Annotated in this window: 20 protein-coding genes; 15 read left to right on the top strand and 5 right to left on the bottom strand. The window is 64.9% G+C overall.

Annotated features, from left to right (window positions below; translation table 11 throughout):
• Positions 1 to 82: 82 nt before the first annotated feature.
• From urtB to JQ592_RS10430, 14 genes are all read left to right on the top strand, one after another.
• On the top strand, positions 83 to 1,690 hold the full coding sequence (gene urtB, locus JQ592_RS10495) for an urea ABC transporter permease subunit UrtB (RefSeq protein ID WP_211402785.1): 1,608 nt from the start codon (positions 83 to 85) through the stop codon (positions 1,688 to 1,690).
• A complete protein-coding gene (gene urtC, locus JQ592_RS10490) occupies positions 1,687 to 2,856 on the top strand; it encodes an urea ABC transporter permease subunit UrtC (protein ID WP_211402784.1) in 1,170 nt (389 codons plus the stop codon). The genes urtB and urtC overlap by 4 nt, the downstream gene beginning before the upstream one ends.
• Positions 2,857 to 2,861: 5 nt before the next feature.
• Positions 2,862 to 3,623, top strand: coding sequence for an urea ABC transporter ATP-binding protein UrtD (urtD, locus tag JQ592_RS10485; RefSeq protein WP_211402783.1), 762 nt, complete (start codon positions 2,862 to 2,864; stop codon positions 3,621 to 3,623).
• 3 nt (positions 3,624 to 3,626) lie between these two features.
• Positions 3,627 to 4,322 (top strand): urea ABC transporter ATP-binding subunit UrtE, encoded by a 696-nt coding sequence (gene urtE, locus JQ592_RS10480; RefSeq protein ID WP_183247111.1) that lies wholly within the window; start codon positions 3,627 to 3,629, stop codon positions 4,320 to 4,322.
• Positions 4,323 to 4,358: 36 nt separating this feature from the next.
• The gene (locus tag JQ592_RS10475) at positions 4,359 to 5,189 is read left to right on the top strand and encodes an urease accessory protein UreD (RefSeq protein ID WP_211402782.1); all 831 of its coding nucleotides are present in this window, start codon (positions 4,359 to 4,361) and stop codon (positions 5,187 to 5,189) included.
• A gap of 37 nt (positions 5,190 to 5,226) precedes the next feature.
• Entirely contained in the window at positions 5,227 to 5,529 is a 303-nt protein-coding gene (locus tag JQ592_RS10470; RefSeq protein WP_025033968.1) for an urease subunit gamma, read from the top strand.
• Positions 5,530 to 5,639: 110 nt separating this feature from the next.
• The gene (locus JQ592_RS10465; protein WP_211402781.1) at positions 5,640 to 5,945 is read left to right on the top strand and encodes an urease subunit beta; all 306 of its coding nucleotides are present in this window, start codon (positions 5,640 to 5,642) and stop codon (positions 5,943 to 5,945) included.
• A 57-nt stretch (positions 5,946 to 6,002) separates the two neighbouring features.
• The gene (locus tag JQ592_RS10460) at positions 6,003 to 6,542 is read left to right on the top strand and encodes an HD domain-containing protein (RefSeq protein WP_211402780.1); all 540 of its coding nucleotides are present in this window, start codon (positions 6,003 to 6,005) and stop codon (positions 6,540 to 6,542) included.
• 34 nt (positions 6,543 to 6,576) lie between these two features.
• Positions 6,577 to 8,292: an urease subunit alpha gene (gene ureC / locus JQ592_RS10455; RefSeq protein WP_211402779.1), complete on the top strand. Its 1,716-nt coding sequence runs from the start codon at positions 6,577 to 6,579 to the stop codon at positions 8,290 to 8,292.
• Between the two features lie 142 nt (positions 8,293 to 8,434).
• Complete coding sequence (locus JQ592_RS10450; RefSeq protein ID WP_025033972.1) at positions 8,435 to 8,734, top strand: putative quinol monooxygenase; 300 nt, start codon at positions 8,435 to 8,437, stop codon at positions 8,732 to 8,734.
• A gap of 13 nt (positions 8,735 to 8,747) precedes the next feature.
• Positions 8,748 to 9,383 (top strand): urease accessory protein UreE, encoded by a 636-nt coding sequence (locus JQ592_RS10445; RefSeq protein ID WP_211402778.1) that lies wholly within the window; start codon positions 8,748 to 8,750, stop codon positions 9,381 to 9,383.
• On the top strand, positions 9,364 to 10,092 hold the full coding sequence (locus tag JQ592_RS10440; RefSeq protein WP_211402944.1) for an urease accessory protein UreF: 729 nt from the start codon (positions 9,364 to 9,366) through the stop codon (positions 10,090 to 10,092). Before JQ592_RS10445 ends, JQ592_RS10440 begins: the two co-directional genes overlap by 20 nt.
• 159 nt (positions 10,093 to 10,251) lie before the next feature.
• Entirely contained in the window at positions 10,252 to 10,875 is a 624-nt protein-coding gene (gene ureG, locus JQ592_RS10435; RefSeq protein ID WP_211402777.1) for an urease accessory protein UreG, read from the top strand.
• Positions 10,876 to 11,178: 303 nt separating this feature from the next.
• Positions 11,179 to 12,834 carry a CHASE domain-containing protein gene (locus JQ592_RS10430; protein ID WP_211402776.1) on the top strand — a complete coding sequence of 552 codons (1,656 nt, stop codon included), beginning with the start codon at positions 11,179 to 11,181 and terminating at the stop codon, positions 12,832 to 12,834.
• Between the two features lie 83 nt (positions 12,835 to 12,917).
• Here JQ592_RS10430 and JQ592_RS10425 read toward each other — a convergent pair whose 3' ends face one another.
• From JQ592_RS10425 to JQ592_RS10405, 5 genes are all read right to left on the bottom strand, one after another.
• Entirely contained in the window at positions 12,918 to 13,526 is a 609-nt protein-coding gene (locus JQ592_RS10425; protein ID WP_211402943.1) for a TetR/AcrR family transcriptional regulator, read from the bottom strand.
• 199 nt (positions 13,527 to 13,725) lie between these two features.
• A complete protein-coding gene (locus JQ592_RS10420; protein WP_211402775.1) occupies positions 13,726 to 14,868 on the bottom strand; it encodes an OpgC domain-containing protein in 1,143 nt (380 codons plus the stop codon).
• Positions 14,869 to 15,260: 392 nt separating this feature from the next.
• Entirely contained in the window at positions 15,261 to 15,716 is a 456-nt protein-coding gene (locus JQ592_RS10415) for a hypothetical protein (protein WP_211402774.1), read from the bottom strand.
• An 88-nt stretch (positions 15,717 to 15,804) separates the two neighbouring features.
• Positions 15,805 to 16,176 carry a DUF883 family protein gene (locus JQ592_RS10410; RefSeq protein WP_211402773.1) on the bottom strand — a complete coding sequence of 124 codons (372 nt, stop codon included), beginning with the start codon at positions 16,174 to 16,176 and terminating at the stop codon, positions 15,805 to 15,807.
• Positions 16,177 to 16,255: 79 nt separating this feature from the next.
• Complete coding sequence (locus JQ592_RS10405; protein ID WP_211402772.1) at positions 16,256 to 17,368, bottom strand: AI-2E family transporter; 1,113 nt, start codon at positions 17,366 to 17,368, stop codon at positions 16,256 to 16,258.
• A gap of 208 nt (positions 17,369 to 17,576) precedes the next feature.
• Here JQ592_RS10405 and JQ592_RS10400 point away from each other — a divergent pair, with 208 nt between their 5' ends.
• Positions 17,577 to 18,350 (top strand): L,D-transpeptidase, encoded by a 774-nt coding sequence (locus JQ592_RS10400; protein WP_211402771.1) that lies wholly within the window; start codon positions 17,577 to 17,579, stop codon positions 18,348 to 18,350.
• Positions 18,351 to 18,360: the final 10 nt, after the last annotated feature.

The raw sequence follows: 18,360 nt of genomic DNA, 5'->3' as shown, positions 1-18,360 counted from the left end.
CGGGTCTGACGCTCCATTGCACGATCGGGGAAGGCGGCGATCCCGCCGCCTTCTCCACCCATTTCTGCCGGGGTCATTCACAGTGCCAGCCAATTTGCCCGCCCGTCTCTGTTCGCTGCTGCTCTCGTTGCTTCTGATCGCGTTTGCACTGCCGGCCTTTGCGGGTCCGTTCGAGGATGCGGTCGCCAAATTTGCCAACGACGATTTTTCCGACACCGAAGAAGCGGTCGGCGTGATCGCCAGCAGCGGCAACAAGCTGGCTTTCCCCATCATCAGCGCGCTCCAGGACGGCCGGTTGATGGCCGATCCTGACAGCAAGAAGGTTTACGTCACCGGCACCGACGGCAAGTCGATCGATGCCGCGACCGGCGAGGCCGTCGCCAGCGTTCCCGACAGTGCGAGCGCAGTTCGCCTCAACAACCGCCTGCGCCGCAGCGTCGATGCTGCGCTCGGCAGCCTGACGCTGCAGTCGCCGGATGTCGGAACGCGCCTGCAGGCCGCGCAATCCGTCTTCAAGTCGCACGAAGAAACCGCGCTCGAGGCGGTCGATGCGGCGCTCGCCAAGGAAAGCAACAAGTCAGTCAAGACGGCGCTCGGTGAAGCCCGTGCGGCGATCCTGCTGTTCAAGTCCGACGCCACGGAGGTCGAGAAGCTCGAGGCCGTCGCCACACTCAAGGCGCGCGGTGACCAGGAGGCGATGGCGCTGCTCACCGGCATGGGCGACCAGCCGGCCTCGGTGACCAAGGCTGCAGCCAGTGCAATAAGCTCGATCCAGTCTTCGCTCGCGGTCTGGTCCACGGTGCAGAACGCCTGGTACGGCCTCTCGCTCGGCTCGGTGCTGCTGCTCGCCGCGATCGGGCTTGCCATCACCTTCGGCGTGATGGGCGTCATCAACATGGCCCATGGCGAGATGGTGATGATCGGGGCCTACACCACCTTCGTGGTGCAGGAGGTGATCCGCACCCGCTACCCTGGCCTGTTCGACTATTCGCTCTTGATCGCCGTGCCGCTCGCCTTCCTCGTCGCCGGCGCCATCGGCGTGTTGATCGAGCGCAGCATCATCCGCTTCCTATATGGCCGTCCGCTGGAGACGCTGCTCGCGACCTGGGGCCTGTCGCTGGTGCTGCAGCAGGCGGTGCGCACCATGTTCGGCCCGACCAACCGCGAGGTCGGCAACCCCTCCTGGATGAGCGGCGCGTTCGAGCTCGGCCAGATCACCATCACCTATAACCGGCTCTGGATCCTCTGCTTCACACTGGCCGTGTTCGCGATCCTGCTTGCGATGCTGCGCTACACCGCGCTCGGCCTGGAGATGCGCGCGGTGACCCAGAACCGTCGTATGGCGGCCTCGATGGGCATCGCCACCTCGCGCGTTGACGCGCTGACCTTCGGCCTCGGCTCGGGTATCGCCGGCATTGCCGGCGTCGCACTGTCGCAGATCGACAATGTCAGCCCCAATCTCGGCCAGAGCTACATTATCGACAGTTTCATGGTGGTTGTGTTCGGCGGTGTGGGTAATCTATGGGGGACCCTCGTGGGCGCCTTCACGCTCGGCATTGCCAACAAGTTCCTGGAGCCGGTCGCCGGCGCGGTGCTCGGCAAGATCGCGATCCTCGTTCTCATCATCCTGTTCATTCAAAAGCGGCCGCGCGGTCTGTTCGCGCTCAAGGGCCGTGCGGTGGAAGCATGACCCCTCACATGCTGACGCGATCGCTGGACCGCGGCGCGACGATCTTCCTGCTGGTTGTCGCCGCGCTGGGCGTGCTGATCCCGCTGTCCAACCTGCTGCTGCCCGCCGGCTCGTTCCTGCAAGTGCCGACCTATCTCGTCGCGCTCTGGGGCAAATATGTCTGCTACGCGATCCTGGCGCTCGCCATCGACCTGATCTGGGGTTATTGCGGCATCCTCTCGCTCGGTCACGGCGCCTTCTTCGCGCTCGGCGGCTACGCCATGGGCATGTACCTGATGCGGCAGATCGGCACCCGCGGCGTCTATGGCAATCCGATCCTGCCCGACTTCATGGTGTTCCTGAACTGGCAGAAGCTGCCCTGGTACTGGTACGGCTTCGACATGTTCTGGTTCGCAGCGCTGATGGTGCTGGTCGTGCCGGGCCTGCTCGCCTTCTGCTTCGGCTGGCTCGCCTTCCGCTCCCGCGTTACCGGCGTCTATCTGTCGATCATCACGCAGGCGATGACCTACGCGTTGCTGCTCGCCTTCTTCCGCAACGATTTCGGCTTCGGCGGCAACAACGGCCTGACCGACTTCAAGGACATTCTTGGCTTCAACGTGCAGGCGGAGGGGACGCGTGCCGCGTTGTTCGCGCTGAGCTGCCTGGCGCTGATCATCGGTTTCCTGATCTGCCGCGCCATCGTCTCCTCCAAGCTCGGCAAGGTGCTGATCGCCGTGCGTGACGCGGAATCGCGCACGCGCTTCCTCGGCTACCGCGTCGAATCCTACAAGCTGTTCGTGTTCACGGTGTCGGCCTGCATGGCCGGCGTCGCCGGTGCGCTCTACGTGCCGCAGGTCGGCATCATCAACCCCTCAGAATTCGCACCGGGCAATTCGATTGAGGCGGTGATCTGGGTCGCGGTCGGTGGCCGCGGCACGCTGGTCGGCGCCGCGCTCGGCGCCGTCGTCGTCAACTACGCCAAGACGTTCTTCACCTCGGGCGTGCTGGCGCCGTACTGGCTGTTCATGCTGGGCGCGCTGTTCATCCTGGTGACGCTGCTGCTGCCCAAGGGCATCGTCGGTACCTTCAACGCCTGGTGGGATCAGTCGAAGGAAAAAAGCACCGCAGCGTCCGCTGCGAGCGCCGCGGCCGAAGATGGCGTCACCGAACCCAAGATGGCGGAGTAGGCGCAATGAACGTCATGGACACCCGCGCGACCTCCGCAATGCTTTACCTGGACGGTGTGCACGTCTCCTTCGACGGCTTCCACGCCATCAACAATTTGTCGCTGACGCTCGCCCCCGGCGAGATGCGCGCCATCATCGGCCCGAACGGCGCCGGCAAGACCACGATGATGGACATCATCACCGGCAAGACCAAGCCGGACGAGGGCACCGTGCTGTTCGACGGCGTCACGGATCTCACGCGCCTCGACGAGACCCGCATCGCCGAGCTCGGCATCGGCCGCAAATTCCAGAAGCCGACCGTGTTCGAGAGCCAGACCGTGCAGGACAATCTGCTGCTGGCGCTGAATGTCGATCACAGCGTCAAGGGCACGCTGTTCTGGCGCGGCAGCAGGGCGGAGTCCGAGCGCATCGACAAGGTGCTGGAGACGATCCGCCTCACCGAGGCCCGCAACCGCCTCGCCGGCAGCCTCAGCCACGGCCAGAAGCAATGGCTCGAGATCGGCATGCTGCTGGCGCAGGACCCGAAGCTGCTGCTGGTCGACGAGCCCGTTGCCGGCATGACCGACGTCGAGACGCATCTGACCGCCGAGCTCTTGAAAGAGATCAACAAGACCCACACCGTCATGGTGGTCGAGCACGACATGACGTTCGTGCGCGAGCTCGGCGTCAAGGTCACCTGTCTGCACGAAGGCACGGTGCTCGCGGAAGGTACCATCGACCAGGTCTCGTCCAACGAGCGGGTCATCGAAGTCTATCTGGGACGCTGAGCGATGCTTGAGGTCAAGGACATCAACCTGTTCTACGGTGCTGCCCAGGCACTGCGCGGCGTCTCGATCTCGGCCGAGCCGGGCAAGGTGACCTGCGTGCTCGGGCGCAACGGCGTCGGCAAGACCTCGCTGCTCCGCGCCATGGTCGGGCAATATCCGATCTCCTCGGGCGCGATCGTGTTCGACGGCAACGACATCACCGGCCTCAAGCCGTATGAGCGGGCGCGCAAGGGCATCGGCTTCGTGCCGCAGGGCCGCGAGATCTTTCCGCTGCTGACGGTCGAGGAGAATCTCAAGACCGGCTTCGGTCCGCTCAAGCGCGAGGATAAGCACATTCCGGACGACGTCTTCTCGCTGTTTCCGGTGCTGCAATCCATGCTTGGCCGGCGCGGCGGCGACCTTTCCGGCGGCCAGCAGCAGCAGCTCGCGATCGGCCGCGCGCTGGTGATGCGGCCGAAGCTGCTTCTGCTCGACGAGCCGACCGAAGGCATCCAGCCCTCGATCATCAAGGACATCGGCCGCGCCATCTCCTATCTGCGCAACCTCGGCAACATCGCTATCGTGCTGGTCGAACAATATCTCGACTTTGCCTGCGAACTCGGCGACAGTTTCGCGGTGATGGATCGCGGCGCGGTGAAATTCACCTGCGACCGCTCCAACCTCGACGCGAGCGAGATCAGCCGCCAGATGGCGCTGTAAGCCGCAAAATCCTGCCGCGACCGGCTGGGGAGACGGATGCGCAGCGAACTGTCAGACACGTCCACGATATTCGAAGCCAACCGCGCCCGTGGCGCGGTGCGGTTCGACGTGCATGCGCACGATGGCGTGACGCGGCGCGGCGCCTTGCATGAATCCGGCTCGCTCCGCGTTCGCTTTCCCTCGCCGGAAGATCAGGGCCTGTCCGGCGTATTTGTCAACACCGCCGGCGGCGTTGCCGGCGGCGATCGCTTCGATATCGAGATATCGGCGGCGGATCGCGCGCGGCTGACGCTGACCACGGCGGCGGCGGAAAAGGTCTACCGCGCGCCGGGCCCGGCGGCGCAGCTCAATATCTCGCTGAAGGCCGGCGCGGGGGCGCATTTGTCCTGGCTTCCGCAGGAGACCATCCTGTTCGACCGTGCCCGCGTGCAGCGTCGCTTCGATATCGAGCTCGACGAGGCCGCCTCGCTCCTGCTTTGCGAGATCGTCGTGTTCGGCCGTACCGCCATGGGCGAGCGGATGGAGCAGGGCGAGTTCGTCGACCGCTGGCGAATGCGCCGCGGCGGCAGAGTGGTGTTCGCCGAGACGGTCAGGCTCGACGGCAACATCGGTGCCAAGCTCGCGCGATCGGCCGTGGCCAAGGGTGGCGCGGCGATCGGCACGGCCCTGATCGTGCCCGGTGACGAGGCATTGGTCGAGCGCATCCGGGAAGCGTCGGAGTCTTTCTCCGGCGAGGTCGGAATCTCGGCATGGAATGGCTTTGCAATGGCGCGGTTCTGTGCCCAAGATGCGGCCCGCCTGCGCGCCGACATGATGGCCGTGCTGGCGCGCACCGGCGCGGCGTTGCCGCGGCTCTGGCTGAACTGACTGGCTGAATTGACGTGTTGAACGGAAGAGATTTCGCATGAATCTGTCTCCCCGCGAAAAGGACAAGCTTCTGATCTCGATGGCGGCGATCGTGGCGCGCCGCAGGTTGGACCGCGGCGTCAAGCTCAATCATCCCGAGGCGATCGCGATCATCTCCGATTTCATTCTCGAGGGCGCCCGCGACGGCCGCACCGTCGCCGAGCTGATGCAATCCGGAGCGCAGGTTTTGACCCGCGACCAGGTGATGCCGGGAATTCCCGAGATGATCCACGACATCCAGGTCGAGGCGACCTTTCCGGACGGCACCAAGCTCGTCACCGTGCACCAGCCGATCAGGTAAACACACGCGTCATTCCGGGGCGCCCGCAGGGCGAACCCGGAATCCAGAGGTTTTGGTTTCGAGATTCCGGGTTCTCGCTGCGCGAGCCCCAGAATGACGAGGAGGATAGAATGATCCCCGGCGAACTCTTCATCCAGGACAGCGAGATCGAGCTCAATGCCGGCCGCAAGACCGTGACGCTGACGGTGGCCAACACCGGTGACCGCCCGATCCAGGTCGGCTCGCACTATCATTTCTTCGAGACCAACCCTGCGCTGAAGTTCGACCGCAAGAAGGCCCGCGGCATGCGCCTCGACATCGCCGCCGGCACCGCCGTCCGCTTCGAGCCCGGCCAGACCCGCGACGTCCAGCTCGTCGCGCTGGCCGGCAAGAAGACGATCTACGGCTTCCGCGGCGATGTCATGGGGAAGCTGTGAGCTCCACAGGAACGAGCATGGCGCGGCACGGTTGAGGCGGAAACGGAGGTATTTCCCATGCTCCCGCCAATCCGCCTCGTCTCGGAAGCCGCAGACCTCGCCGCGCACCGCCACAACGGCATGGCGCGCAAGGGGCGCGGCAATGAGCCCTATATCAATCACCTCGCCGAGGTCGCGAACCTGCTTGCGACCGCGACCGATGGCGCCGATGCCGAGCTGGTCGCAGCCGGCTGGCTGCACGACACAATCGAGGACACCGACACCACACGCGAGGAGCTCGCGCAGAGATTTTCCGAGCGTATCGCCTCGCTCGTTGCCGAGTGCACCGACGACATGAGCTTGCCGAAGGCAAAGCGGCGGCAGAAGCAGATCGAGGACGCGCCGCACAAGTCCCCCGGCGCCAAGCTGATCAAGATCGCCGACAAGATCAGCAATATTGGCACGCGCATTCATACCGATCCGACCACTGAAGAGCGCGACGACCTCGCCGACTACAGCGACTGGGCCACGCAGGTCGTGGCGGGTTGCCGCGGCGGCAATGCGTGGCTCGATACGAAATTCGATGATGCCGTGAAAACAGCGAGGGCCTTGCTGTGAGCAGCCAACAGTTCAATCGCAAACGGGGCTTGTGATGTCCGTCAAAATAAAGCGTTCCGTCTATGCCGACATGTTCGGCCCGACCACCGGCGACAGGGTGCGGCTGGCCGACACCGACCTCATCATCGAGGTCGAGAAGGATTTCACCACCTATGGCGAGGAGGTGAAGTTCGGCGGCGGCAAGGTGATCCGCGACGGCATGGGGCAGTCGCAGGTCACCAACAAGCAGGGCGCGGCCGACACCGTCATCACCAATGCGCTGATCGTCGATCACTGGGGCATCGTGAAAGCCGACGTCGCCATCAAGGACGGCATGATTTCGGCGATCGGCAAGGCCGGCAATCCCGACATCCAGCCGGGCGTCACCATCATCATCGGGCCCGGCACCGACGTCATCGCGGGTGAGGGCAAGATCCTCACCGCCGGCGGTTTCGACAGCCACATCCATTTCATCTGCCCGCAGCAGATCGAGCACGCGCTGATGTCCGGTGTCACCTCGATGCTGGGTGGCGGCACCGGCCCCTCGCACGGCACCTTCGCCACCACCTGCACGCCGGGGCCGTGGCACATGGGGCGGATGATCCAGTCGTTCGACGCCTTCCCGGTCAATCTCGGCATTTCCGGCAAGGGCAATGCCTCGCGGCCCGCCGCGCTGGTCGAGATGATCAAGGCCGGCGCCTGCGCGCTGAAGCTGCACGAGGATTGGGGCACCACGCCGGCCGCGATCGACAATTGCTTGTCGGTGGCGGATGATTACGACATTCAGGTCATGCTGCATTCCGACACGTTGAACGAATCCGGCTTCGTCGAGGACACCATCAAGGCGTTCAAGGGCCGCACCATCCACGCCTTCCACACCGAAGGTGCCGGCGGCGGCCACGCCCCCGATATCATCAAGGTCGCCGGCCTGAAGAACGTGCTGCCGTCCTCGACCAATCCGACGCGCCCCTTCACGCGCAACACCATCGACGAGCATCTGGACATGCTGATGGTGTGCCACCACCTTGATCCCTCGATCGCGGAAGACCTGGCGTTCGCCGAAAGCCGCATCCGCAAGGAGACGATCGCGGCCGAAGACATCCTGCACGACCTCGGCGCGCTCTCGATGATGTCCTCGGACTCGCAGGCCATGGGCCGTCTCGGCGAGGTCATCATCCGGACCTGGCAGACCGCCGACAAGATGAAGAAGCAGCGCGGGTCGCTGCCGCAGGACAAGGGCAAGGACAACGACAACTTCCGCGTCAAGCGCTACATCGCCAAATACACGATCAATCCCGCGATCGCGCACGGCGTGTCGAAGCTGATCGGCTCGGTGGAGAAGGGCAAGCTCGCCGATCTCGTGCTGTGGTCGCCGGCCTTCTTCGGCGTCAAGCCGGATTGCATCGTCAAGGGCGGCACGATCGTTGCGGCGCCCATGGGCGATCCCAACGCCTCGATCCCGACGCCGCAGCCGGTGCACTACCAGCCGATGTTCGGTGCCTTCGGCAGGGCGCGCACGGCGTCCTCCGTCGTCTTCACCTCGAAGGCCGCGGTCACCGGCGGCCTGGCGCGAAAGCTCGGCATCGAGAAGAAGCTCTATGCGGTTCAGAACACCCGCGGCAAGATCTCGAAGAAGAGCATGATCCACAACGACGCCACGCCCAATATCGAGGTCGATCCGGAGACCTATGAGGTCCGCGCCGACGGCGAGCTGTTGACCTGTGCGCCGGCGGAGGTGCTGCCGATGGCGCAGCGATATTTCATGTACTGAAATAGCGCCTCGACGCATGTCCCCGGAATATGGCTTGAGTGCGCGTCCGGGGACGGCTTTTCCGGTGTTGCGTTCGGTCCCGCCTGGTCTAATGTCCCGCCCGGTATCGTAACCTTTAGAAGAAAAGCCGGGAGGATTTCTCGTGATCTACGTCGTCGCCACCCTGACCATCAAGCCCGAGACGCGCGCCGAATTCATTGCAGCCGCCATCGCCTGCATCAAGGAGACGCGGAAGGAGCCCGGCAACATCGCCTATGATTTGCACGAAAGCGTCACCGATCCCGCCAAGATGGTGTTCGTCGAGCAGTGGGAGAACATGGAGGCGCTGGGACCGCATCGCGCCGCCGAGCACATGAAGACGTTCGGCCGGGTCGCCGTCAAATGCTTCACGGCGCCGCCGAAGATCGAATACATCACGCCCGAGAAGGTCGAGACACGGTAAAGAGGTAAGACGCATGATCCGGGCGACGCAGGTCAGGGGACAACACCGCTTTACGGAGGCGCCGGCGGACACGGTCGTGCTCGATTTCGACGATCGGCACCGCCGCCGCATGGCAATGACGGGGACGCGCGGCCTCGAATTCCTGCTCGACCTGGAGAACGCCGTCGCGCTCCGCGGCGGCGATGCGCTGGTGCTGGAGGACGGAAGGCTGGTCGAGGTGGTCGCGGCGCCGGAGCCGCTGCTCGAGATCCGCGGCCGCGATCCGCATCATCTCATCCGCGTCGGCTGGCATCTCGGCAACCGCCACCTGCCGACGCAGATCATGGCCAAGAGCCTGCGCATCCGCCGCGACCATGTCATCGAGGCCATGGTGAAAGGCCTCGGCGCGCGCGTGATCGAGATCGAGGCGCCGTTCGATCCCGAAGGCGGCGCCTATGCCGACGCCGGTCACGCGCATGGGCACGACGACCATGCGCACCATGGTCATTCACATCACGATCACGATCACCATGATCATCACGGCCATGACCACCATCATCATGATCAAGCCGCGCATGATCATGGCCACGAGCACCACCATCACCACGACGAGCATTGCGACCATCCCGACCATCACCACGGCCACAAGCATGCTCATGACCACAAATGAGCCTGTCGGTACCGGTGACCTCGCCGAACGCGAGGCGGCGGCGCTGTACCGGCTGATGACCTGGCTGTCGCCGTCGTTCCCCGTCGGCGGTTTCTCCTATTCCAGCGGCATCGAATGGGCCGTCGAGGCGGGCGACATCGTCGACATCGCGACGCTCGCGGACTGGCTCGATGCGATGCTCGGCGACGGCTCGGGCTTCTGCGATGCGATCTTCCTGGTCCAGGCCTATCGCGCCACGGAAGCGGGCGAGGAGACCTCCTTGCGCGACATCGCGGAACTCGCGAGCGCTTTCGTGCCGTCGCGCGAGAGGCAGCTGGAGACGGCTTCGCAGGGCCGCGCCTTCATCGATATCTCCCGCGCCGCGTGGGATGCGGAAGGCCTGGATGCCATGGTTGCCGCATGCAGAACGCCACTGGTCTATCCCGTCGCCGTCGGTGTGGTCGCAGCTATGCACGGCGTGCCGCTGGCGCCGACGCTGCACGCCTTCCTGCATGCGCTGGTCTCGAACTGGATCTCGGCGGCCAGCCGCCTCATTCCGCTCGGCCAGACCGACAGCCAGCGCGTGCTGGTGCGGCTGGAAGCAGCGGTGGCCGCCACCGCCAATCGTGCGCTGAATGCGACATTGGACGATCTCGGCAGCGCCACGTTCCGCGCCGATCTCGCCAGCCTGCGGCACGAGACGCAATATACGCGGCTGTTCAGGTCGTGAGCGTGCTGCGTCACACTCCGCCGTCGTCCTGGCGAAAGCCAGGACCCATTACCACGAATGCTTGTGGTTATGGACGGCCGCGGCCACAGTTCACCGCGACAACCGAGTTCGGTGGTAATGGGTCCTGGCTTTCGCCAGGACGACGATAGGGAAGAATCTATGGCGACTTCTCACGGCCCCTTGCGTGTCGGCGTTGGCGGCCCGGTCGGATCGGGCAAGACCGCGCTGATGGACCTGCTCTGCAAGACCATGCGCGAGCACTATGACATCGCCGCGATCACCAACGACATCTACACCAAATGGGATGCGGAATTCCTGGTGCGGTCGGGCTCGCTGACGCCGGATCGCATCGCCGGCGTCGAGACCGGCGGCTGCCCGCACACGGCAATCCGCGAGGACGCCTCGATGAATCTCGCAGCGGTCGCGGACATGCGCGCGAAATTCCCGGGCCTCGACCTCGTGCTGATCGAGTCCGGCGGCGACAATCTCGCTGCCACCTTTTCCCCGGAGCTTGCCGACCTCACCATCTACGTCATCGACGTCGCTGCCGGCGACAAGATCCCATCCAAGGGCGGCCCCGGCATCACCCGGTCCGACCTTCTGGTCATCAACAAGATCGATCTTGCACCCCATGTCGGCGCCTCCCTCGAGAAGATGGAGACGGACGCCAGGCGCATGCGCGGTGAGCGTCCCTTCGTCATGACCAACCTGAAGAAGAGCGAGGGGCTCGACCGCATCGTCGGCTTCATCGAGGCCAAAGGCGGGCTGAAACGGACGGGCTGACCGACGCGACGACTTGGCGCAGGCGGTTTTCGCCGTTAACGCCTGGGGCAGGGCTGCGCCTTGCGGAACAAATTTCGGACACGGCGATTGAATACCTCCGGTGCCCGGGGCAACTCCACCCCGGCCGGACCCTCGGCCGGCCGGGCGGATTAAGCTTTTCAGGCGACCCAAGTTGCGTACTGATGCCTCCTCCTCCATTATCTCCGCCATTGGGGTTCACCCTGTTTCGGCACATGGCCGTTCGAGCGGCGTTCATATGCTCCGTGTTTATTGCCGACCTCCCGCTTCCGTCTGAGTAGTCGCGTGGTCCGGCTGGGTTTCATCATCGGCTTCATCGCTCTGCTCGGAGCCCTGCTTTCCGGGCTTGCGGCCTATCGCGTCCACGATCAGGAGCTGGCACTGGACCGGATCGCGCTCGCGCGGGCGATCGACGTCCATGCAAGCCTGGTTCAGGACCGGCTCACCGAGCGCGAGCTGCTCGCGCGTGTCGCCTCAGGCCTGTTCCGCGCGCCCTCGGTGCTCAAGCCCAACATGCTGGAGCCGCTGCGCTCGGCGATCTACGCGTTCAAGACCGATTTCGTCGTGGCCGGCTGGGTTGCCCGGCTCCAGCCGAACGAGCTCGCCGCGGCGCAGGCGGCGATCGCGGCGGCCGGCTTTCCGAAGCCACAGATCCGTGACTACAGCGACAAGCCCATCGCCCCCGCGAGCCTCACCCATCCGATCGACGTCCTGATGGACCTCGAGCCGCGCAGTGACGAGACCAAGGCATTGCCCGGCCGCAGCTATGACCAGGATCCGGTGCGCAGCGCGATGCTCGCCCGGGCCAGGATCGAGAAGCGATCGGTTGCTTCCGACCCGGTGCCGCTGCTGCGCGGGAACGGCCCGATCGGCGTCATCGTGGCTGCGCCCGTCATTCCCGAGGGGGCAACGGAGCCGGCCGGGTTCGTCACGTTCTCGTATGAGCTTGCCACGCTGATGCTGACCAATGACGACATGTCGTTGTTCTCGGTCGCGCTCAGGGATCCGCGCAAGGAGGGCGGCGAGCTCGTCGCCAACGACCAGGGCGTTGTCTCCACGCGCATGGGCGCGGACGGCCCGCCGCCGTCGGCGACACGCACGGTGAGCTTCGGCGGCCGTGACTGGCAGCTCGGCTATTACGCGAAGACCAATTCGGCGCGCCGCGCCGAGCAGACCGCGATCATCGTTGCGGCGATCGGTTTTGCCATCACCGCGATGGTGTGCGGCCTGTTCGGCTATGTCGCCTACAACAATCTGCGGCTCAGCCGGGAGATCCAGGTGCGGATCGGCTTCGAGCGCCGCCTGACCGCCGTCATCGACGAGCTGAATCACCGCGTGAAGAACATCCTGGCCGTGATCCAGTCGATCGTGACCCGCACGCTGCGCCATGGCTCGGACATCGACGTCGCGCGCGAACTGCTGATCGGCCGCATCCACGCCATGTCCAACGTGGTCTCGCTGCTCAGCGAGAGCCAGTGGCAGGGCGTCAAGCTGAAGGGCTTGTTCGAGGCGCGCGCGATTCCGCATGCCGATCGGATCGCCGTCACCGGCCCCGATATCGCGGTCAGCGCGCGCGCCGCGCAGAGCCTGTCGCTGCTGTTCTTCGAGCTCGCCTCGCATTCCGACGAGGGCCTGTCGCTGGTCGGCAAGCATCCGCACATCACCGCCAACTGGACGGTGACGGGCGATGCGCCCGAAGAGGTCTTCCATTTCCGCTGGGAGGAATTCAACACCAGCGAGGCGACGCGCCGGCCCGATTCCGATTTCGGCCTGATCCTGCTCGATCGCGTCGCGCCCGAGGCGCTGGGGGGCACCGCCAAGCGCTTCTTCACCGACGTCTCCTACGTCTACGAATTGACCGCGCCGATGGAGACGGTGATCGACATGACCGAGCGCGACCGCACGGACAAGATCTCGGCGCCGGTCAGGCCTGTGCGATAGGCGCTTACTCTCTTGGGCATGATCGTTTCGGAAAACCGCTTCGCACTTTGCGCCAACGCGGCTCTTCGGGTCCGGATCATGCGCTAGTCCTTCGGCCGCAACACCAGATCGACCAGATTGCGCGCGTAGCCGGGTGTGATCGGCGCGATGCCGAAAATGTAGCGGTAGAACAGGCTGCCATAGATCGCGTCGTAGAGATTCTCGGGGGGCCCCTCGGCCAGAATGCTGCCGTCCTTCTGGCCCGCGGCGATCATGTCCACCAGCGCGTTGCGGCGGAATTGCAGATAGCGGGCGTAGAACAGCTCGGCCGAGCCGGTCTTGGAGATGCATTCTGAGATGACGGCGAGCTGGACCTTGCCGAACTCGCCCTGGAGCGCTTCGGCATAGGCGGTGGCGTGGCGCCGCGCGCGCGCCGCGGGCGTGCCGGCGCTCGCAGGCGGCAGCGGCAGCATCTGCGCGGCATGGTGGAGGAAGGCGTCGATCAGCAGCGCCTCCCGCGACGGCCACCATTTGTAGATCGTCATCTTGGACACGCTGGAGTGGCGCGCGATCGCATCGATGGTGGTGGCGGCAAGGCCGGTGGCCGCCATCAGCGCATAGGCGCTTTCGAGGATGGCGTTGGTGGTCTCGATCGACCTTGGCCGGCCGCGCCGGGGCGCGCTCTCCGCTTCTTCACCCCCGCCTTTCGCCATCGCCACGCCGGTCTCCTCACGCAGAGTCCCGGCATAGCGCAGCGGCCGCTTTCGGCCTAGCAGAATCGCACGATTTTTTGGCCGGCGCGATTTGGCTCTAAAGCATGATCCGGAAAAGTGCGAAGCGGTTTTCCGAAAAAGATTATGCGCAAACAACAACCTAAAGCGCGATGACGATTCATCCAGATATCATCGCGCTCTAGGCCTTCTGCCGCAGGGCTGCCGGCAGATCCTGCCGTTTCGACCAGGCGATGTAGTAGGCGAGCCCGGTCATCGCGGCGAAGCCGGTGATGCTCACCGCGACCTGCATCAGCACCAGGTTCGGCCCGGTGATCAGGATGAGGTGGCCGGCGAAGGACAGGAACACGGCGACGCAGAATACCGCGAGCCATTCCTCGCCGCATGCGATCACCGCCTGCAGCGGTCTCCATGTCAGGCCGGGGTGATCGGCCGGAATGAGATGGGTCGCAATGAACGCGAGGGCGAGGAAGTGGACCACGCGATAGGGCGCGAGATTTTCCTTGTCGGTCGGCGCGATGCTGTTGAGGAGCAGATCGGGCAGGTAGGCCGACAGCGTCGGCGAATGGCGCATCAATGTGATGGCCATCGCGAAGACCAGGTAGGCGCCGGCGAGGATGCGCAGCCAGGACATGTCGCGCAGCACACGCCCCGGCGCGCCTGTGACGGCGAACCAGCCGCCCAGCACCATCAGCATCTGCCAGCACAGCGGATTGAAGGTCCATTCACCGTCCGGATAGACGCGGAAATTCCAGTCGAACCAGCGCGCGGCGAGGTACAGCGCGACCGATGCCGCCAGCGTCAGATTCGGCCGTCGCAGCAGCCCCCACAGCACGAACGGAAAGAACGCCATAAGCGGGATCATCAGTTGCAGCAGGTCGAGGTTCAGCGGCTCTTCCTGGAGCACGAGGCCGCGGATCAGGATGCGCAGCGGGTGCTCGAGAATCCCGGAGATGTTGTATTCGTGGATGATCTCCGGCGCCATCGATTGCGAGGCGACATAGGCGATGGTGTCGATATAGATCACGAACAGCACGACATAGGCGGCATAGAGCCGCCAGACACGGCGAAAGACGCGCGTCGCCGCGACAACGTAGCCGCGCTCCAGCGCCATCCTGCCGTGGATGATGGCGACGCCGTAGCCCACCACGAACACGAACAGGTCCGCCGCGCCGCTGAAGCCGAAATTCCGCAGCGTCAACAGGTTGACGACGTTGTTCGGAATATGGTCGACGAATACGGACCAATTGGCGATGCCGAGCGTCAGATAGAGCCTGGCGTCGTGCTGAAATGCGGCGAGGTTCGCCTTGACGGACGGTTTCATTGAGTAAAATAGCTTTGGGAATCAGGATGATGCTTTTACCGGCAACCGCCTGCCTATCCGAGTAGCGTTTGCGTGAGCAGGGCCGGTTTGTCCCGGCTGGCGTAAAATTGCGCAGGGCCTGCCGCGGCATTTGCTGGCCCCCGCTTAACCCGCCCGGGACGCAACTTCTGCAAAGGCAGACGGTCTGTCTTGCGCTCGCCGCCGGCGCCTCCGCGATCAGCGCCCTCGGGTCGGAGAATCCGGGTCTGGTATCCTCCGTGACCGCGCTGCGCCATCGGTCACGGTCGCTGCTGCACCGATCTGGACCAAGGGCAGGGGCCGCTGACCTCGCGCCTGTTCAGCCCGGTGCTGGTCGATGCCGGAAGCGGCGCGCTGGACTGAGATATTAGCCGTTACTCGGCGGGTTCTGGCGATGCTTCGTCGGCGACGCCGGCCCGGCTCGCCATGATTCCCAGCGCGACGCCGCCGATAGCCAGGATCGGCAACAGCCGCTTGACCCCGATGGCACGGACGATCTGCAGCCCGGTGGCGAGCAGCATGGGGTCGGTGAGCATGCTCTGCACCGTCGACTTCGCGGCGCGCTCGGCCGCGATGCGGGCCTCCTCCCGCAATTGCCGCTTGTACGCCCAGTAGCTCACCGCGGCGGTCAGGGTCAGCAGAAAGAACACGCCGGCACCCGCGAGGCAGGCCTGCACCGGACCGTATTTCTCGAGGACTGCGATGAAGGCTGCGGCGCAGAGGAAGCATGTCGTGATGAAAAGCGCGAATGCAGCGCCCGCGGCAAGCGACGTCAGCCGGACCGTCGTGCCGGTCGATGCACTGATGCCGTCGATGATGCGCTGAAACATGGCCTTGCTCCTCGGATCCCCACAAGCCTGGTCATCACAAGCCGACATCGGCGGCGCCGCAACGCCGCCTCAACCTTCGCCGGCATCCTTACCGGCGCCAGGCTAGTCCGATCAGGAAGCCGATGCCGAGCGCGAGCCCGACGGTCGCCAGCGGCCGTTGCGTGATCGCATCTTCCAGCGTCTCCTCGATCGATCCATAGGCATCCTGCGCTGCGCCCATCATGGCGCTGCCGCGCTCCGACATGTCGTCGATCGCGGAATCCATGTTCTCGCGCGCCTGGCGGTAGCCGCGCCTGGCCTGCCTGCTGGTGGAATTGGCAAAGGTGTTGAGCGCGTCGGTGATCTGATCGGTGAGGGCGGCGATATCGCTTTTCACGGCTGCTACATCCTTCTCGAGGCGTTCCCTGGTGGCTTTGTCGGTCCAGTCTCTCATCCCGGCTTCGGCATCGCTCGTTGACATCTGGGGCTCCGAACTGTTTGCGGCTGAGATAGCCGGAAAACGTTTCGTCCTCGGGTAAGTTCCGATTGCGGAAACCGCGTCAATCCTGCGGCAGCTGCGGCGCATCCTCCGGCAACAGATGTTCCTTCAGGATCAGCCCGACGATGAGCAGCGGCGACGACAGGAAGGCACCCATCGGCCCCCACAGCCAGGTCCAGAACGCCAGCGCCAGCAGCACCGCCAGCGCGTTCAGCGCCAGGCGGCGGCCGATGATGGTCGGCGTGACGAAATGTCCTTCCAGGAACGTGATGCCGCCGAAGGCGATGGCGGCAGCCAGGCCGCCGCCGATGGTCGGGAAGGCGACCAGCCCCACCACGACCAACACGGCGAACATCGCGATCGGTCCGATGATCGGGATGAAGTTGAGGGTTGCTGCAAGTGCGCCGAGGCCGGCCGGGTTGGGCATGCCGGTCACGGCGCAGACGAGGCCGGTGGCAATGCCGACGCCGATATTGATGACGGTCACCGTCAGCAGGTAATTGCCGAGATGGACCTCGATCTCGTTGAGGATGCGCAGCGTGCGCAGCCGCGCATCACGGTCGCTGAACGTCATGATCAACGCCCGCCGCAGATCGCGCCAGCTCGCGATGAACAGGATCAGCGTGACGAAGAACAGCAGGAATTCGGTGAAGGTGGGCGAGAGGAATTCAAGCGTCGGCTGCACCCATTCGAATTTCGGCAGCTGGAAGCTGGGCAGCCCCTCCGAGCCGCCGAGCATGGCTTGCAGCTCACGCCACAGCGCCAGCGGCCGGTCGAACACGTGCAGCTTGTCCTTCAGCTGTGCGCCGAGCTCCGGCAGGCGTGAGCTCCACTCCATCACGGGCGAGGCGATCAGGGCGACGATGAAAGTCACCACGGCGGTCACGGCAATCACGATCAGGACGGCGCCGAGGGCGCGCGGCACCTTGCGGTTTTCCAGGAAGGTTGCCGCCGGAGACAGCATGGTGCCGATGACAAAGGCCATGACCACGGGGAGGAAGAACGCCTTGGCGACGTAGAGCACCGCGACCACTGCGATCAGCAGCAGGCCGGCGAGCGCGAAGGCGACGAACTCGGTGCGGCGGATGACCGGCGGCAGTTCGGCGTGGCTGCCGGGTAGCGGGTCACCTTCGCCGCTGCCGGGAATCAGACGCTCACTGGGAAGGACGCGCACAATACCTCTCCCGCACGGAAAGCTTCCGCGCGCCCATTGATGACCTCACAACGTCCTAGGCGGCATCCAGGTTCCATCGCGGCTTCGTGAAGTTGCGCTCGCTTGACTGTGACGTGGCCGCCGCAATGAGGCGCGGAACTTGAGTCGCTCCGGCTGCGTTTGTTGGCAAGCCGCATCACCCTGATGCGCGCATCCAATGGGGCAGCACATGACAATGGTCTCTCCAGCCCGCCGCCGCGTCTCGCCGCGCGCCATCACCACTTTTGCCTTCGCCGCCGCACTGCTTGTCGTGCCCTTCGGAGCCGCGAGCGCGCAAACGTTTGGCTATGTCCCGATGCAACCGCATACTTATCCGCAGGATCAGACTTATTCGCGCGGCTATGTGAACGACGACGCGCAGGCGACCGATGAGGATGCCCGGCTTCCCGACCGGCTGCGCAAGCAGATCGTTAGTTTCGACCGCAGCGAGCCGGCCGGCACGATCGTGATCGATACCGGCAATACATACCTCTATTACGTGCTCGGCAATGGCCGGGCGATCCGCTATGGCGTCGGCGTCGGCCGCGAGGGCTTTACCTGGGCGGGCGTCCAGAGCATCAGCCGCAAGGCGGAATGGCCGGACTGGCATCCGCCCGCCGAGATGATCGCGCGCCAGCCCTACCTGCCGCGCTTCGTCGCCGGTGGCCCCGGCAATCCGCTCGGCGCGCGCGCGATGTATCTGGGATCGAGCGAGTATCGCATCCACGGCACCAACGATCCCACCACGATCGGCAAGTTCGTCTCCTCCGGCTGCATCCGCATGACCAACGAAGACGTTACCGACCTGTTCAGCCGCGTCAATGTCGGCGCCAAGGTCGTCGTGCTGCCGAAGAACGCTCCGCTGATGGCGAAAGGTGGCGATCCCGTTCGCAAGCGCCCCGCGGCGGCGACGCTGCCGTCAGGCCGGCAGGCCTTGAACATCTCGACGTCTGCCGTGAACTGAAGAGTTTGAG

Origin of the sequence: Bradyrhizobium iriomotense, assembly GCF_018129405.1 — a bacterium.
Classification (GTDB): domain Bacteria; phylum Pseudomonadota; class Alphaproteobacteria; order Rhizobiales; family Xanthobacteraceae; genus Bradyrhizobium; species Bradyrhizobium iriomotense_B.
This window is presented reverse-complemented; position numbering and strand designations above follow the sequence as displayed.

Bases quoted from the DNA above. Each gene is read 5' to 3' on its own strand.
- urtC (WP_211402784.1), top strand. From the start codon at position 1,687: ATGACCCCTCACATGCTGACGCGATCGCTGGACCGCGGCGCGACGATC.
- urtD (WP_211402783.1), top strand. From the start codon at position 2,862: ATGAACGTCATGGACACCCGCGCGACCTCCGCAATGCTTTACCTGGAC.
- urtE (WP_183247111.1), top strand. From the start codon at position 3,627: ATGCTTGAGGTCAAGGACATCAACCTGTTCTACGGTGCTGCCCAGGCA.
- JQ592_RS10475 (WP_211402782.1), top strand. From the start codon at position 4,359: ATGCGCAGCGAACTGTCAGACACGTCCACGATATTCGAAGCCAACCGC.
- JQ592_RS10470 (WP_025033968.1), top strand. From the start codon at position 5,227: ATGAATCTGTCTCCCCGCGAAAAGGACAAGCTTCTGATCTCGATGGCG.
- JQ592_RS10465 (WP_211402781.1), top strand. From the start codon at position 5,640: ATGATCCCCGGCGAACTCTTCATCCAGGACAGCGAGATCGAGCTCAAT.
- JQ592_RS10460 (WP_211402780.1), top strand. From the start codon at position 6,003: ATGCTCCCGCCAATCCGCCTCGTCTCGGAAGCCGCAGACCTCGCCGCG.
- ureC (WP_211402779.1), top strand. From the start codon at position 6,577: ATGTCCGTCAAAATAAAGCGTTCCGTCTATGCCGACATGTTCGGCCCG.
- JQ592_RS10445 (WP_211402778.1), top strand. From the start codon at position 8,748: ATGATCCGGGCGACGCAGGTCAGGGGACAACACCGCTTTACGGAGGCG.
- JQ592_RS10440 (WP_211402944.1), top strand. From the start codon at position 9,364: ATGCTCATGACCACAAATGAGCCTGTCGGTACCGGTGACCTCGCCGAA.
- ureG (WP_211402777.1), top strand. From the start codon at position 10,252: ATGGCGACTTCTCACGGCCCCTTGCGTGTCGGCGTTGGCGGCCCGGTC.
- JQ592_RS10425 (WP_211402943.1), bottom strand. From the start codon at position 13,526: ATGGCGAAAGGCGGGGGTGAAGAAGCGGAGAGCGCGCCCCGGCGCGGC.
- JQ592_RS10420 (WP_211402775.1), bottom strand. From the start codon at position 14,868: ATGAAACCGTCCGTCAAGGCGAACCTCGCCGCATTTCAGCACGACGCC.
- JQ592_RS10415 (WP_211402774.1), bottom strand. From the start codon at position 15,716: ATGTTTCAGCGCATCATCGACGGCATCAGTGCATCGACCGGCACGACG.
- JQ592_RS10410 (WP_211402773.1), bottom strand. From the start codon at position 16,176: ATGTCAACGAGCGATGCCGAAGCCGGGATGAGAGACTGGACCGACAAA.
- JQ592_RS10400 (WP_211402771.1), top strand. From the start codon at position 17,577: ATGACAATGGTCTCTCCAGCCCGCCGCCGCGTCTCGCCGCGCGCCATC.